The organism is Pectobacterium carotovorum (assembly GCA_016415585.1).
GTDB classification, from domain to species: Bacteria; Pseudomonadota; Gammaproteobacteria; order Enterobacterales; family Enterobacteriaceae; genus Pectobacterium; species Pectobacterium carotovorum_K.
In genome coordinates this window covers 576,070-590,448 of sequence record CP066552.1, presented here as the reverse complement: position 1 = coordinate 590,448, position 14,379 = coordinate 576,070, and the positions used below count along the sequence as shown (strand labels likewise).

The following is a 14,379-nucleotide window of genomic DNA, read 5'->3' as shown; positions in this document are numbered from 1 at the left end:
TTTTATAAATGGATATCATATGAAGCGTCGCGTCATCATCGGTGTACTAGGCACTACACTAGATAAACGAGGTAAACGGGAGAGCCGCTGGACGAAATGGCGGCCTACCGTCGGCCTGTGTCAGCAGCCGGATTTCCCCGTCGATCGTCTGGAACTGTTGCACCAATCACGCAATGAAGGAATGGCACAGCAGGTGGCGGAGGATATCGCCGTGGTGTCACCCGCCACGCGGGTCACGCTTCAGGCCGTTGAACTGCGCGACCCGTGGAATCTGGAAGAGGTCTACAGCGCCTTTCTGGACTTTGCGAGCCGCTACCCGTTCGATACCGAGAACGAAGAGTATTTCGTTCACATCACCACCGGCACTCACGTCGTGCAGATTTGCTGGTTCCTGTTGACCGAAGCCCGCTACCTGCCCGCCAAGCTGCTACAAACCGCACCGGGGGAAAAAGCAGATCGCCCGGCACCGCAGGGGATCTACTCCATCATCGATCTGGATCTCAGTCGCTACGCCACACTCACCAGCCGCTTTCAACACGAACAACAGCGCTCCGTCTCATTCCTGAAATCCGGCATAGAGACGCGCAACGCGACATTCAACACACTGATCGATCAGATTGAACGCGTCGCACTGCGATCCACCGCGCCGATGCTCCTGACTGGCCCGACCGGTGCGGGGAAATCCTTTCTGGCGCAGCGTATCTACCAGCTACGTCAGTCTCGCCATCTGGTCAGTGGCCGTTTTGTTGCGGTTAACTGTGCCACGCTGCGCGGCGACAACGCGATGTCGACGCTGTTCGGCCACGTAAAAGGCGCGTTTACCGGCGCGTTGCAGGCGAGAAGCGGACTGCTGCGTGAAGCGGACGGCGGGATGCTATTTCTGGATGAAATCGCCGAACTGGGGCTGGATGAACAAGCGATGTTGCTAAAAGCCATTGAAGAAAAACGCTTTTTTCCGTTTGGCTCGGATAAAGAGGTCAGTAGCGATTTCCAATTGATTGCTGGCACACACCGCAACCTCCGCGAGTGGATCGCACAGGGAAAATTCCGTGAAGACCTCTATGCGCGTATCAACATGTGGACCTTTCCTCTACCGGGACTGGCAGAACGTCGGGAAGATATCGAACCCAACATTGACTACGAACTCCAGCGCTTCACACGCGATCACCAAGCGCAGGTCCGCTTCGATAAAGACGCGCGACAGCGCTACCTCGCCTTCGCCTGCTCACCGCAGGCGGCGTGGCGCGGCAACTTCCGTGAACTCGGTTCATCCATTGCACGTATGGCAACGCTGGCGGAACAAGGGCGCATCACCGTGGCACTGGTGGAAGAAGAAATTGCCCGCCTGCGAGCCAACTGGCAGAGCGACGCCCCGACAACCGCACTATCCGAGCTACCGCCCGAACTCGCCAGCATCGACCTCTTCGAACAGCGCCAGCTTGAAACCGTGCTTGATGTCTGCCGCACTTCCCATTCGCTTTCCGAAGCTGGCCGTCGCCTGTTCGCCGTCTCACGCCAGCAAAAACAAAAGCCCAACGACGCCGACCGACTGCGTAAATATCTGGCACGTTTTGGGCTGAATTGGGAGGCGTTGAAGCGAAAATAAGTGTGAAAGAATAAGAGCTCTAGATTGGGCAAAAACAATGAGAGTTAGGGCCTGCATGATTCAATATGCCGGAGAATAACCTCTACGGCTTGATCGGGCGTTAACACTGAAGTATCTAGGGTGATATCAGTGGATAACCAAACTTCATACTGGCGAGTGATGACTTTCTGCCAGTCGGGCAGTATATGCCCAGCAATATCTGCGCAGCGATGTTCAACCCTCTCCTTATGCTGCGCTTTATCGGAACAGATAATTTCAATTTCCAACGCAGGCGTGGCATTTTCTGAAGCCACATCTCGCCAAGCCTGCCGGGTAATAGCGAGAGGATTTACCGAATCAGCAATGACGTTGTTCCCTAACTTAAGATTGTCCGCAGCGATAGCATACGCGACCAGATATCCGGCAGGCCCCATATCAGACATTGTGATTTTTTCTGACCGAATCAGTGACTGTTCGATAGAATCGATACGCAACCAGACCGCGTTCAGTCTGGATGCCAATAAACGAGCAATAGTTGATTTCCCAGTTCCCGGTAACCCACCCAAAACGATTAACATGAGCGTCCTTATATGACTATAAGCAGGTCTAGATATAACAACGAAATTCAGCGATCTTCTCGTGTATACCAAAGATCGACGATATAAATCGTATCGTGCTGAATTTCGTAGTGAACGTCATAATCATCAAACAAAATCTTTCTCACCTCGCGTGGTTCATATCTTGTCTGAGATACGCCGATTCTCAGGTGGTCAGCAAGCCCCGTGGTACCGATGATCAAGCGATCTAGCACCTCATCAGCATGTTGCCGACTGTACTGACTGAAAAACCCATAAATACGTTCCAGGCCATCCTGTGCCTTTTGCGTCCAACGTATTTCCATTGATTATGAATTTTTCAGTTTGTTGGCGAAGTCGATCACATCTGCATGGCTTACCACCCTTCCCGTATCGACATCAGCAAGGCCTTTCAAAACCTGCTGATGCCGCCGTTCTCTCTCTTCAATCATTGCGGTCAGCGCTTCTTTTATCACCCAACTTTTGGATCTATCCAGTTCAATAGCCAGGCTTTCAACCGCAGCAGCAAGCTCGGCGGGTATCTGAGCACTGATCGTCTGTTTTGCTGATTGTCCCATGAACGCCACTTTTAATAGAAGTTAATAACACTTATTAAAATAGCGTGATTTTGTTAGCGTCACTACCTGTGACAAGTACCACATCAGCATCCCTGCTACATCATGCGCTCGCCTTGCTGCCAACATTCTCGGGTATGTGCCAGTATCACGGCGGCAGCGCTGTAGCCCATTGACGGAACTGGATGCCTCGGGTTGAACGGACGCGGTAACCGACGGCCAGTACCAATGACAGATTAACGTATTGAACCTGATAATTTTTTCCATCACTGGCAGTTGTTCGGTAAAACCGAACAACTGAATCTTCATCCAATCCACTGTCTTCAAAGATGTTTTTGATATGGTTGCTTTGGCTTTACCATATAGCTCATCAATCATCGCTTGCGATAGCCATAACGTATCGCTGTCGAAACGGCATTCAATACGTATTTTGCCATCCTGACTGGTAAACATGATGAATTGCTTGAGGTAAGTGTTTATCTATCATGGTGTCTCCGTTTTTATGCTCCATCGGCTGAATGGTGATACCCAGTCAGTGGAAAACTCACGCCCCTTTCAACATATCAAACACCACCCGGGCAAACCCTTTTGCCAGTTCAGGATTAGACAGGTATTGCATCATCATCTCCTGCTGCGCGTCATTGCTGTCCAACACCGCGTCATCAATCGCTTTAGGGAAATCACCCAGCATGGCCTGTTCGCGTGTGTTATTCGCAATCTGCGTCATCACCGCTTGATTTTCTGATAACTTGTCGCGCACGCTAAAAGCATAATTAATCATGTCTTTATCGGTCAGATTATCCGTAATAAACAGCTCGTTAAGACGCGCCAGAATATGTGACAGAAATTCTTCTTTCTTATCCTTCGGCTTGGCGGTGCCAATGTCGTTACCTGGCTTTATTTTGTATTCTTCGGCATCTTCCTGAAGTTTCAGATGTTGTTCGTGAATTTTTGACAAGCGGTAATGACTCATTTCCACATTGCTTAAATCAACCTCATCTTCTTCAACATTCTGTTCATGCAGCAATGGCCGTAAATGGCGGGCAAACAGACTGAGTTTCTCCAGTTCCTTATCATCGTACTCAACGATTTGTGACATAAACTCGTAGAAACGGACAAAACTACCGAGATCTTTCTTGAAGATATCCAGCGTGTCTTTCTCTTGCTTACAGCTTTTAAAGCTGTTTTCAGCATTGGTAATCAGCACCACATCGTTGGTTTTCTTCGTACGCTCAAAAATTTCCTTTGCCAACACATAGGCATCAATGGCCGAGGTATAGCGTTTTTTCCAGCGCTCAACGGCGGGTTTACAAATATTGCTAATTGCCGCGTTGGATTTATTTTTGGTAAAGAACGCTTCGCAGAATTGTTCCACTTCATTCCACAAGAAAATACCGCTGGCACGGAGCTTCTCGAATAGCTCGAAGACTAACTGCGGATCGCTGATATCTGTCAGTTCGGCAGTCTGATAGTAAGGCTGGAAAGCCCCCAGAATATCATCCGGTTCATTGTAGAAATCGAGCACGAAGGTGCCTGACTGCGCTTTGCTCGGATAAATACGATTCAGGCGCGAGAGTGTTTGTACGCACTCCACCCCGCCGAGAGGTTTATCCACATACATGGCACACAGCTTCGGCTGGTCAAACCCCGTCTGGAATTTATTCGCAACCAGCATGACCTGATAATCATCACTATCAAAGGCCTTGCGCATATCCCGGCCTTTCAGCCCTGGATTCATATTGATTTCAGTGAACTTTTTATTTAACAGCGCGAGACTGTTTTGATCGCTTTCAACAAATTCCACTTCGCCTGAAAACGCCACCATCGCGTTAATTTTCTGGTAGTGATTCTCAGCAATATATTTATCAAACGCCAGCTTGTAGCGCACCGCCGCTTTACGCGAACTGGTCACGACCATGGCCTTCGCCTGCCCACCGAGTAAATGCATGACGTGTTTTCGGTAGTGCTCGACAATCACTTTGACTTTTTGCGAGACGTTATGTTCATGCAGCGTAACCCACTGGTTTAGTTTTATTTTGGCTTTTTTACTGTCCACTTCCCGGTCAGGATCGTCCAGCTTTTGCAACAGCTTATACGCCACTTTGTAGTTGGTGTAGTTCTTCAGCACATCAAGAATAAAGCCTTCTTCAATGGCCTGACGCATCGAGTAGACATGAAACGCTTCGGGCTTATTGGTCTTGGATGCGGGTTCAAGAGGGTTGGGGCGACGGCCAAACAGCTCCAGCGTTTTCGCTTTTGGCGTGGCGGTAAACGCATAAAAATTAAGATTATTACTGCCTTTGCGTGCGGCAACGGTGGCCCCCAAAATATCTTCCGACGACAGCACCACATCGTCATCCGCTTCTTCGGTCATCAGCACTTCTTTTAACTGACGCGCCGTGGAACCACTTTGGGAAGAGTGCGCTTCATCCGCAATCACCGCATATTTGCGTTGCTTAAGGCTGACGCTGTTTTCGATGGCTTTGAGCACAAACGGGAAGGTCTGGATGGTAACGATAATAATCGGCTGTGAGTTTTCCAGCGCACTGGCAAGTTTCTCTGATTTAGAGCCGTCGCCCTCTTTATTATTAATGCGCCCGACCACACCGTCCTGATGCTCAAACTGGTAAATCGTATCCTGAAGCTGATCGTCCAATACCGTTCGGTCGGTAACAACAATCACCGAGTGGAACTGCTTTTCACCCTTATCATCATAGAGTGTAGAAAGCTGGTGGGCGGTCCAGGCAATCGAATTGGACTTACCGGAACCGGCACTGTGCTGAATAAGATATTTATTTCCGGTGCCTTCTCGCGTGGCGGCGTGAATCAGTTTATTCACCACATCCCACTGGTGATAACGAGGGAAGATTAAACTCTCTTTTTTAACCTTCAGCCCGTTCCAGTCCTCTTTTTCCTCAATTTGCAAATGCACAAAACGCGCGAGAATATTCAGCAGATTGTCCGGCAGTAGAACCTCATTCCACAGGTAGCTGGTGGCGTACTCGTTTTCATTGTCAGGAATGTCGTTCCCTGCACCGCCGTCAGCCGTGCCTTTATTAAAAGGCAGGAAGAAGGTGTCATCACCAGCCAATTTCGTCGCCATAAACACGTCATACTGGCTGACGGCAAAGTGCACCAGCGCCCCGCGTTTAAAGGTCAGCAGCGGTTCAGGTTTATTGGTTATCGGATCTTTCGGCAAACGCGTTTTCTTATATTGTTTAATCGCGTTTTGTGCCACCTGTTTGAATTCGGATTTCAACTCAAGCGTCGCCACCGGCAGACCGTTAACAAACAGTACCAGATCGATACGCCACTTTTTCGCTTTTAAGCCGGTTTCTTCAAACACCGCTTTTGTGGCATACGGGCTATAAACCAGCTCCGGCACAATACGGCAGATATTCTGCTGGTAACGCGCCAGCGTTTCCGGGTTTAAATTGTGCTCGGGTTTAAACTGGCATAGCGTAAAACGCGCATTGCGGATTTTTAGCGCATTGCGCAATACGCCCAACGTACCGTAGGTGCGCGAGAGTTTATCGGTGGCGTTAACATCGGCTTTCTTAAGCTGTACCACCAGTGCATCGAGGAAATGACGCTCAGTATCGGTAGGGAAAACCTTAACCAGCTTTTCCCATTCCTGCGGCTGAGTCGTTTTAACGAAGGTCAGCACATCTTGCGAATACAGCGCACGTTCACGATCGTAGCCATCACCTTTTCCGACAATCCAGCCATGTTCAACCATCTGTGCAATAATTTCATTTTGGAAGATCGCTTCTTTGGTGGAGTCCATGCTCATGCGTTCACCTCCTGTGATTCCTCAATGTCCTGCGTGTCAGGTGCAACCCAGTCGCGCACGTCAATTTTTCCGGTGACGGCGGCAGAGATTAGAGCGGTGCGGCGTTCTTTAAGCAACTCAATCTGGATTGTTGATAATCTCGACAGATTGTCATAATTATTTCTGATGGACTCTAGGTATTTTACGATTACATCTTGTTCATGTTTTGGGGGTAACGCTAATGGTGCTTCACTTACATTACCCAAGCTCAACCCTTCCTTTAGCCCATATTGTGCAACATCAAAGAATGAACGTCCTACAGATGATGCAAGGCTATAACCCAGAAATGCAGAGTTAATAGTAGATGTGTTGGGGCGAATCAGACTCAGATGTTGATTAATGTAGGTTGATTGAGAAAGCTCAGGGACAATAGCGACCCGTCCAGTATTTGCACCAGTAATACATACGACAACATCTCCCGCGACCAGTTTGGTGCGCACTCCCTCAGCATTTTTAGGTGGTGATACTCGTTTTGCTTTATCGAGTTGCAGACCAAGTTCATTATTTAAGTCACCACTTTGAAGAAATATTTCATTTCCTTCATCAGTAATAAAATCAGACCAACCTCTCGGGCCAGAAGTAATAAATGAGGATATTTGCTTTACTCGAACAGAGACCCAATGTTCAGGCACTTCCCCCAACCATTCAACACCAGAATCTTTCATCGACACATCAGGGTTTAACCCTTTGGTGACGGCATGGCTAATCACTGCCTGACGTTTTTCTTTGAGTAGCTCAATCAGTTGCTGTTGCTTTTCGATTAGGTTATCGATTTTTGCAGTTTCGTGGTCGAGGAAAGCATATATATTTACTTGTTCATCAAGTTCAGGTAATAAAATTTCAACTCCCCCAAACATCTCGGGATATAATCGAAGGCGAGAATCAATAACCCCTGTAGAAAGAGATTTAAAATGGTCTGTATAAATCTTCGTCCTGAGTAGGTAATGCATATACCCAGGTAAAGCTATTGCAGTGTCAAATCTAAAAACAGAATATGCTGGGCTAATAATACCTTCATATTTTGAAACACCAAGGCCGCACTTCCAAGCAAGCATGATGTTCATTGCCAAATCATTGACCTGACATTTTTTGTAACCAATTAGAGAGTCAGCCCTTGAGATGAAATCACCATCTTCAATAACCTCTTGCCTAGGTTTAACACCATAGTATTCAGACACAGAAAGCAGCATTTCATCGCCACTAGTAGATAACTCTTTAATCTCCTTGAATACATACTTGCCACATAATGTCTGCCAATCGCTTGGAATTTCACCCAACCACTCAACCCCAGAATCCTTATACTCCGGATACGCCTTATATTTAGCCATCAGGAATGTACCTCCTGCAACAGCTTCATAATCTCGGCGCTGACCGCATCCAGATCGGCATCAATTTCTTCCAGCGGGCGCGGCGGCTGATACACGTAGAAATGGCGGTTAAACGGAATCTCATAGCCGACAATGCCAATTTCACCGTCTTTGGCATCACGTTTATCGGCATTAATCCAGGCATCGGCCACATGCGGCAGCACTTCCGCTTTAAAGTAGCTTTCGATCAGGTCACTGGTAGCAACTGCTGGGTTCAACGGTACGTTCTCGTTATCACGCAAATCGCCATCCTGCTCGAACTCTACCACGTTACCCTTGTATTCAAACGCACCGTACAGCGGTTGGGCGGCTTCTTTCAGCACCTTTTTCACCACCGGTTCTGCATCTGAGTTTTTCGTGGTGATCGCGTCGATAAATTGTTTGTTCTCTCTGGTATCCAGCTTAACGCCTGCGGTTTTCAGCGCCCCTTTCAGAGTAAGTTGGAATTGGTTAAAGTCGTTACTGATCAGCGTTTTTCCACCTGCTTGCGTTCCCAGCGCGGTTTGGATCTGCTGTACTTTGATCATTAATTCGCGCTGCGCCAGCCACAGTTTGCTGTCGAGCAAGTCTTTAATTTGCTTCTCTTTCAGCTCGGCAAATTCAGCTTTAATGATGGCGCGAGCTTCCGCTTCGATATCAGCAAAACTGCCATAATTATCATCCTGCCACTGCGCAGTGAACTCGTCATACAGACGCTCCATCGGCGCGTTAAACGGCTTCGGCGCAAAGCGCAGGCTGGCAATGGCTTCATCGGTAACCTGTGCAGACAGACGCAGCGGACGCTCAATGGTCAGGCGGCGGTAGCCAAAATCGGTACTGTTGAAAATTTTGCTGGCGAAGGTTTTTGGCGCTTCCGTTTTGGCCGTTGCAGACTGGCGTCCACGGTTGGATTTTTGCTCTGCTGCTTTTTCAAGACCTAAGGCTTCAAGAGAAATCGCATCAACCACCTCAAAACCACCAAACGTGCGGGTGATAAGCTTAATATCATCCTCGCCCATCAGGTTACGCTTGGAACCCAGCGACTTACGCATCTTGCCGCACAGGTTAGTGCCATCAATCAGTTGGACTTTGCCTTTGCGTTCCGCTGCTTTCTTATTCGACAGAATCCAGACGTAAGTCGCAATCCCCGTGTTGTAGAACATATCTGTCGGCAACGCGACAATGCCTTCCAGCAAATCGGCCTCCAGAATATAGCGGCGGATTTCGCTCTCACCGCTACCCGCACCACCGGTAAACAGCGGAGAACCGTTGAGAATAATGCCAATACGCCCGCCATCATTGACTGAACCATCAGCATTGTGGGTATCACGCATTTTGCTGATCAGATGTAGAAGGAACAACAGAGAACCATCGGATACGCGCGGCAAACCTGAGCCAAAACGGCCATTAAAGCCTTTCAGTTTATGCTCGTCGTTAATCTCACCTTCAATCTTTTTCCAGTCCACACCGAACGGTGGGTTCGACAGCATATAGTCGAACTGGTCTTGCGGTAACTGATCGTTGGAAAGGGTGTTGCCCAGTTTGATACGGCTAACATCCTGTCCTTTTATCAGCATATCGGCTTTACAAATTGCGTAAGATTCTGGATTCAGCTCCTGACCAAAAGCTCGCATTACCGCATTCGGGTTAAGCTCGTGCACATATTCCATGCCAGAAGAGAGAAAGCCGCCAGTCCCCGCCGTCGGGTCATAAATGGTGCGAATGATGCCGTCTTTAGACAACGCTTCATCATCTTCCATAAACACCAGTGAAGTCGTTAAACGCACGATATCGCGTGGAGTAAAGTGTTCCCCAGCAGTCTCATTCGAACTTTCCGCAAAACGGCGAATCAGTTCTTCAAACACCAGCCCCATTTCATAGTTAGAAATCGCTTTTGGACTGAGGTCTGTAGTGGCGAACTTTTTGACGATTTTGAACAGTAGGTTTGCATCATCCAGCAGGCCAACGAACTCACTAAATTTGAAGTGCTCAAAAATTTCACGCGCATCTTTTGAGAAACATTGAACGTAATTCTCCAGATTCGCTTTAATGTCGTTCTGCCCCATCTTGCCGAGATCCATCGGCGAGGTATTGAAGAATGACAGGCCATGAGTGGCGCGTAACAGAAACTTCTCTCGTCCCTCTTCAGGCAGCGGGCTTGTCTTAAGTTTTTCGACTTCCGCTAACACCGCTTCTTTACTCGCGGCTAACACGCACTCAAGCCGACGCAGCAGCGTAAAAGGCAGAATCACGCGTCCATACTGGGATTGTTTAAAATCACCGCGAAGCAAGTCAGCAACGGACCAGATAAAGGCAGCCGTTTGAGAAAAATTAGTGTTAGACATGAAAATCCTTAGAAGAGATCGCTGCCATCGCGCAAAGATGCGCAAGCATAAATTCAGTTTTAGAATGTAATTCACAAAATAATACCCGCAACGAAGGCTATCGCAAACGATACGGGCAAATAAATGAACACCGCGGTGGGCCATGACTTAAGCAGCGCTAAGTCTTCGACGAAAGCGGCATGCTGAGGTGAAAACCAACCATGGCAAAAAATACACGGCATTCTCCACCTACTCAAAAAATCAGCAGAGAATGCCCTTATGTGAAATTTTTCAAAACAGATGCAGGAAAAGGAAAGTTTCTATTTTAGTCGATTAATAACCTTCCCAAAATCAAACGGACTCACCGCCCTCTCCCGATTCGCATCCAGAAAATCCGCCCATCATTACAGCATCAGCTTACGCTCGTCCAAGTGCTCCGCCTTGTGGATATACGCTGCACGAACCGAGTTACGCTCCATATGGCTCATCTGCCGTTCAACTACGTCCCTCGACCATAATCCCGACTCAATCAGCGAGCTACAGGCCATCGTTCTGAAGCCGTGGCCGCAGACGTCAATCTTGGTGTCATACCCCATAACCCGCAGCGCCTTATTCACCGTATTTTCACTCATTGGCTTACGTGGGTCGTGATCGCCAATAAAGATCAGTTCATGGTCGCCGCTGAATTGCTGTATTTGCTTCAGGATAACTAACGCCTGTCGGGACAGTTGCACAAGGTGGGGAGTTCGCATCTTAGAACCACGATGAGAGTGCTTCACACCTTCTATCGGTTCGCGCTCAGGGGGAATGGTCCACATTGAGGTTTCAAAATCGATCTCTGACCAACGGGCAAAGCGCAGTTCGCTGGAACGGATAAAGATCAGTAGCGTCAACTCGACCGCCAAACGAGTTAATGGTCTGCCGATAGACGCCAAATATAACATTTGAGTTATTATAACTTATGAGTTATATTCTCCGTTAATAAGGGGACTGACATGTATGAATTGATTTTTCACCCCGAAGCTGCAAGCGAAATTTATGACCTCGAACCGGTCATGCAAGCAAAAGGGCTTGAAAAGCTTGAAAAGCTTGAAGCTAAAGGGCCAGAGCTAAGATATCCAGACACAGACATTATCGAAGGTGGGTTGTTTGAGCTACGGGTTGGTAGAAAGGACATCAGCAGAACGTTTTTTGCTTACGCAAAAGGACGTAAGATCTATATTTTAAGGACGTTCGTAAAGAAAACCCCTAAGACCCCGAAAGCTGAAATAGCGCTAGCAAAGTCAAGATGGGAGGAATTGAAAGATGGCAGTTAAAGGTATCAGCTTCTCTGAAGTTAAAGCGAAAGCGCTTTCTAATCCTGAAGTTAAAAAAGCGTATGAGGACGAAACTCAAGAAGAAGCGCTTCGCGCTGTTCTGATCGAAATGAAGTCCAAGTCAGGTCTGACAAGTACAGAGATCGCCGCTCGTATGGGTGTAAGCCAACCTGCGGTGAGCCGCCTTGAGAGAAATGTTTCCAGTGCGAGTATCTCAACCTTACAACGGTATGCCGCTGCTTGTGGGATGCAGCTTAAGCTGTCGCTGGGTTAAGATTAGCACGGTATTTATAAGCCGGATTTTGCACTGGCTTGCCAATTAGCATTGGTGCTACAGGTGTCGCTTGCTACTTCTATACGGTGGAAAGCGATCTGGCAAAATGATACTTGGGTATTATGAGTAGCTGGGAAATCATCCACATAAGAAAAATGAGCGCCAGCCCCTCCCAAAAAAGGGGCTGGCGCGGTAGATAGGTAAATAACAGCTACCCAATAGATAGCATTACATGGGTGCTCTGTTGTTTGATATAGCTATCGATAGTCTATTCTTTAAACCACTGAGGCATGTTTGACTGTTCCACAAGCACGCGGGTAAACGAGTCCTGATTTTTGTCATCTTTAGCACATTGAAGTTCTTCAAATCCCCATTTCCCATCACGATTAGAGAAATAAACTGTGTACTTGTCTGTATTAAATCCAAAATATCGCTCAGTTGAGTCACTAATCTTCAAAGAACCACACGTTGCAGAAGTATGCCATTCACTACTCGTAGCCCAATCAAGTACGATGACTATAAAATTTGCAGTCCAGCGAGGTATGGCAGACAGCAGCAGAGCTGTTAACATCAAGACTCCAAAAAAAGTAATTAATTGATGTCCTTTCAATTTATCTGATACTAATAGAAATGCCCCATATGAAATTGGTTGTAATATCATAAAAAAATAAATAACAAAAAAAGCCAATTTCCACCCAAGTTCAAGCAAGGGAGAATCACTGATATCCATATTACTCATTTGGATAAAATAGCTAGCTGCATATACGCTTGTAATAAAATACAATAAAGATATTCCGCTAAAAAACACAACCCTAAGTTTACTAAAGGTAATATGACCTTCGCGGTCAAGATCATAGAAAGTAAGCACGCCACTAATAACAACAAATATAATGAATGCTAAAATAGACCACCGAGCTAACCATACAAACCCAATGTTTAGTAAAAATAAAGAGGACACGAAAAAAATCCAAGCTAATAATGACATACCACCTGAAATTTTCTTATCTATTTTGTCATTATTAAAATAAATAAAATAATGTATTATTTTTTTAAAAGACTCTTTTTGTAAGAAACAAAATAAAACCACAAAAATAAGAAAAAATACAAAAAAACACTTTTGAAAATAAATTTATATTTAATAAAAAAACGTTAACAATTAAGAAAACGAAAATAACTATATGAAGCGAATACTTTTTTATCTTGTAAAAATTCATAATATTTCATCCATAAAATAATTTCACATTAGAATACAACCATATAGGAATCAGATCTTTTTAAACTCATACGGCACCACATACTCTTCCCGATTCGCATCCAGATAATCCGCCCACCATTGCAGCATTAGCCTACGCTCATCCAGATGCTCCGCTTTGTGGATATAGGCAGCACGAACGCCGTTGCGTTCCTGATGACTCATTTGCCGCTCTACCGCATCCCGCGACCACTGGCCGGACTCCACCAGTGCGCTACAGGCCATGGTGCGAAAGCCGTGTCCGCAAACCTCGGTAGTGGTGTCGTAGCCCATGGTTCGCAATGCATTGTTGACGGTGTTTTCACTCATCGGTTTGGTTGGCCGACGATCGCCGGGGAAGATCAGTTCATGAGCACCGCTGATGGCCTTAATCTCTTCCAGCAGCGCTAAAGCCTGTCGGGATAACGGCACCAGATGTTCAGAGCGCATCTTTGCACCGCGCTGTGAGTGCTTCACGCCAGGAATGGCTGCACGTTCAGCCGGTATCGTCCACATAGCGTGTTTAAAATCGATTTCCGGCCAGCGGGCAAAACGTAGCTCGCTGGAGCGGATAAAAACGCACAGCGTAAGTTTTAACGCCAGTCTGGTTAACGCCCGCCCTTTGTGGCGTTCAATCCTTGCCAGAAAATCCGGCAGTTTATTCAGCTTCAGGGCTGGCCGATGGGTGGCCTTGGGCGCGGCTATCGCCCCGGAGAGGTCTTGCGCGGGGTTGCGCTCTATCAGATCGTTCTGCACCGCATAACGCATAATATCGGTGACGCGCTGGCGCAGCCGTGACGCCAAATCAAGATGACCGTTCTGTTCGACGACTTTCAGCGGCTCCAGCAGGTCTTTAGTTTTTAGGTCAGCAATATGGCGATGCCCGATAGCAGGCAGGAGATTTCGTTCCATATCACGCCATACCCGTCCGGCGTGCGTTTCTGACCATCTGTTTTGGCTAATGTTTCGATGCCAGTCCTGCGCGACCTTGGCAAAAATATTCAACGCCTCTTGCGCCTGCTCTTTTTCTTCTTCACGCTTTTCCGTTGGGTGGATACCCTCCAACAACAGCAATCGTATCTCATCACGTTTCTCTCTGGCCCTTGCCAGCGAGATCAACGGATAGGCACCGAACGCAATCCGGCTTTCCTTACCTTCAAAGCGGTATTTGAGATACCAGCGCTTAGAGCCGTTAGGACTCACCAAAAGATACAGGCCGTGCGCGTCCGCGAGCTTATAGGCTTTCTCGCGAGGCTTGGCAGTACGGGCAACAACGTCGGTCAGCGCCATAATTTGGGGGTCAACTCATAATCGAAGTGAA

General features: G+C 47.4%; 11 protein-coding genes and 2 pseudogenes. 3 read left to right on the top strand and 10 right to left on the bottom strand.

Annotated elements, in window-relative coordinates; genetic code table 11:
• Positions 1-19 precede the first annotated feature (19 nt).
• Positions 20-1,606 (top strand): sigma 54-interacting transcriptional regulator, encoded by a 1,587-nt coding sequence (locus JFY74_02670; GenBank protein QQG28991.1) that lies wholly within the window; start codon positions 20-22, stop codon positions 1,604-1,606.
• Between the two features lie 44 nt (positions 1,607-1,650).
• On the opposite strand, the gene JFY74_02665 is transcribed toward JFY74_02670, so the two are convergent.
• The 8 genes and pseudogenes from JFY74_02665 to JFY74_02630 all read right to left on the bottom strand — a co-directional run bounded on the left by JFY74_02665 (position 1,651) and on the right by JFY74_02630 (position 11,181).
• Positions 1,651-2,163 carry an AAA family ATPase gene (locus JFY74_02665; protein QQG28990.1) on the bottom strand — a complete coding sequence of 171 codons (513 nt, stop codon included), beginning with the start codon at positions 2,161-2,163 and terminating at the stop codon, positions 1,651-1,653.
• A 47-nt stretch (positions 2,164-2,210) separates the two neighbouring features.
• Positions 2,211-2,486 (bottom strand): type II toxin-antitoxin system RelE/ParE family toxin, encoded by a 276-nt coding sequence (locus JFY74_02660; protein ID QQG28989.1) that lies wholly within the window; start codon positions 2,484-2,486, stop codon positions 2,211-2,213.
• A gap of 3 nt (positions 2,487-2,489) precedes the next feature.
• Positions 2,490-2,738: a ribbon-helix-helix protein, CopG family gene (locus tag JFY74_02655; protein ID QQG28988.1), complete on the bottom strand. Its 249-nt coding sequence runs from the start codon at positions 2,736-2,738 to the stop codon at positions 2,490-2,492.
• Positions 2,739-2,898: 160 nt separating this feature from the next.
• Positions 2,899-3,188, bottom strand: a pseudogene (locus JFY74_02650) (virulence RhuM family protein).
• Between the two features lie 91 nt (positions 3,189-3,279).
• Complete coding sequence (locus JFY74_02645; protein ID QQG28987.1) at positions 3,280-6,528, bottom strand: type I restriction endonuclease subunit R; 3,249 nt, start codon at positions 6,526-6,528, stop codon at positions 3,280-3,282.
• The gene (locus JFY74_02640; GenBank protein ID QQG28986.1) at positions 6,525-7,895 is read right to left on the bottom strand and encodes a restriction endonuclease subunit S; all 1,371 of its coding nucleotides are present in this window, start codon (positions 7,893-7,895) and stop codon (positions 6,525-6,527) included. Before JFY74_02640 ends, JFY74_02645 begins: the two co-directional genes overlap by 4 nt.
• Positions 7,895-10,258, bottom strand: coding sequence for an SAM-dependent DNA methyltransferase (locus JFY74_02635; protein QQG28985.1), 2,364 nt, complete (start codon positions 10,256-10,258; stop codon positions 7,895-7,897). The genes JFY74_02640 and JFY74_02635 overlap by 1 nt, the downstream gene beginning before the upstream one ends.
• A gap of 299 nt (positions 10,259-10,557) precedes the next feature.
• Positions 10,558-11,181, bottom strand: a pseudogene (locus tag JFY74_02630) (site-specific integrase).
• A gap of 51 nt (positions 11,182-11,232) precedes the next feature.
• Between JFY74_02630 and JFY74_02625 the strand changes: the two are divergent.
• Entirely contained in the window at positions 11,233-11,553 is a 321-nt protein-coding gene (locus tag JFY74_02625) for a type II toxin-antitoxin system RelE/ParE family toxin (GenBank protein ID QQG28984.1), read from the top strand.
• Positions 11,543-11,827 carry an XRE family transcriptional regulator gene (locus JFY74_02620; protein QQG28983.1) on the top strand — a complete coding sequence of 95 codons (285 nt, stop codon included), beginning with the start codon at positions 11,543-11,545 and terminating at the stop codon, positions 11,825-11,827. Before JFY74_02625 ends, JFY74_02620 begins: the two co-directional genes overlap by 11 nt.
• A gap of 268 nt (positions 11,828-12,095) precedes the next feature.
• Here the strand turns inward: JFY74_02620 and JFY74_02615 are convergent, their stop codons facing one another.
• The gene (locus JFY74_02615; protein ID QQG28982.1) at positions 12,096-12,812 is read right to left on the bottom strand and encodes a hypothetical protein; all 717 of its coding nucleotides are present in this window, start codon (positions 12,810-12,812) and stop codon (positions 12,096-12,098) included.
• A gap of 279 nt (positions 12,813-13,091) precedes the next feature.
• Entirely contained in the window at positions 13,092-14,348 is a 1,257-nt protein-coding gene (locus JFY74_02610) for a tyrosine-type recombinase/integrase (GenBank protein QQG28981.1), read from the bottom strand.
• Positions 14,349-14,379 lie beyond the last annotated feature (31 nt).

Coding starts and splice junctions, on each gene's coding strand:
- JFY74_02615 (QQG28982.1), bottom strand. CDS start 12,812: ATGTCATTATTAGCTTGGATTTTTTTCGTGTCCTCTTTATTTTTACTA.
- JFY74_02610 (QQG28981.1), bottom strand. CDS start 14,348: ATGGCGCTGACCGACGTTGTTGCCCGTACTGCCAAGCCTCGCGAGAAA.
- JFY74_02640 (QQG28986.1), bottom strand. CDS start 7,895: ATGGCTAAATATAAGGCGTATCCGGAGTATAAGGATTCTGGGGTTGAG.
- JFY74_02665 (QQG28990.1), bottom strand. CDS start 2,163: ATGTTAATCGTTTTGGGTGGGTTACCGGGAACTGGGAAATCAACTATT.
- JFY74_02635 (QQG28985.1), bottom strand. CDS start 10,258: ATGTCTAACACTAATTTTTCTCAAACGGCTGCCTTTATCTGGTCCGTT.
- JFY74_02625 (QQG28984.1), top strand. CDS start 11,233: ATGTATGAATTGATTTTTCACCCCGAAGCTGCAAGCGAAATTTATGAC.
- JFY74_02655 (QQG28988.1), bottom strand. CDS start 2,738: ATGGGACAATCAGCAAAACAGACGATCAGTGCTCAGATACCCGCCGAG.
- JFY74_02620 (QQG28983.1), top strand. CDS start 11,543: ATGGCAGTTAAAGGTATCAGCTTCTCTGAAGTTAAAGCGAAAGCGCTT.
- JFY74_02645 (QQG28987.1), bottom strand. CDS start 6,528: ATGAGCATGGACTCCACCAAAGAAGCGATCTTCCAAAATGAAATTATT.
- JFY74_02660 (QQG28989.1), bottom strand. CDS start 2,486: ATGGAAATACGTTGGACGCAAAAGGCACAGGATGGCCTGGAACGTATT.
- JFY74_02670 (QQG28991.1), top strand. CDS start 20: ATGAAGCGTCGCGTCATCATCGGTGTACTAGGCACTACACTAGATAAA.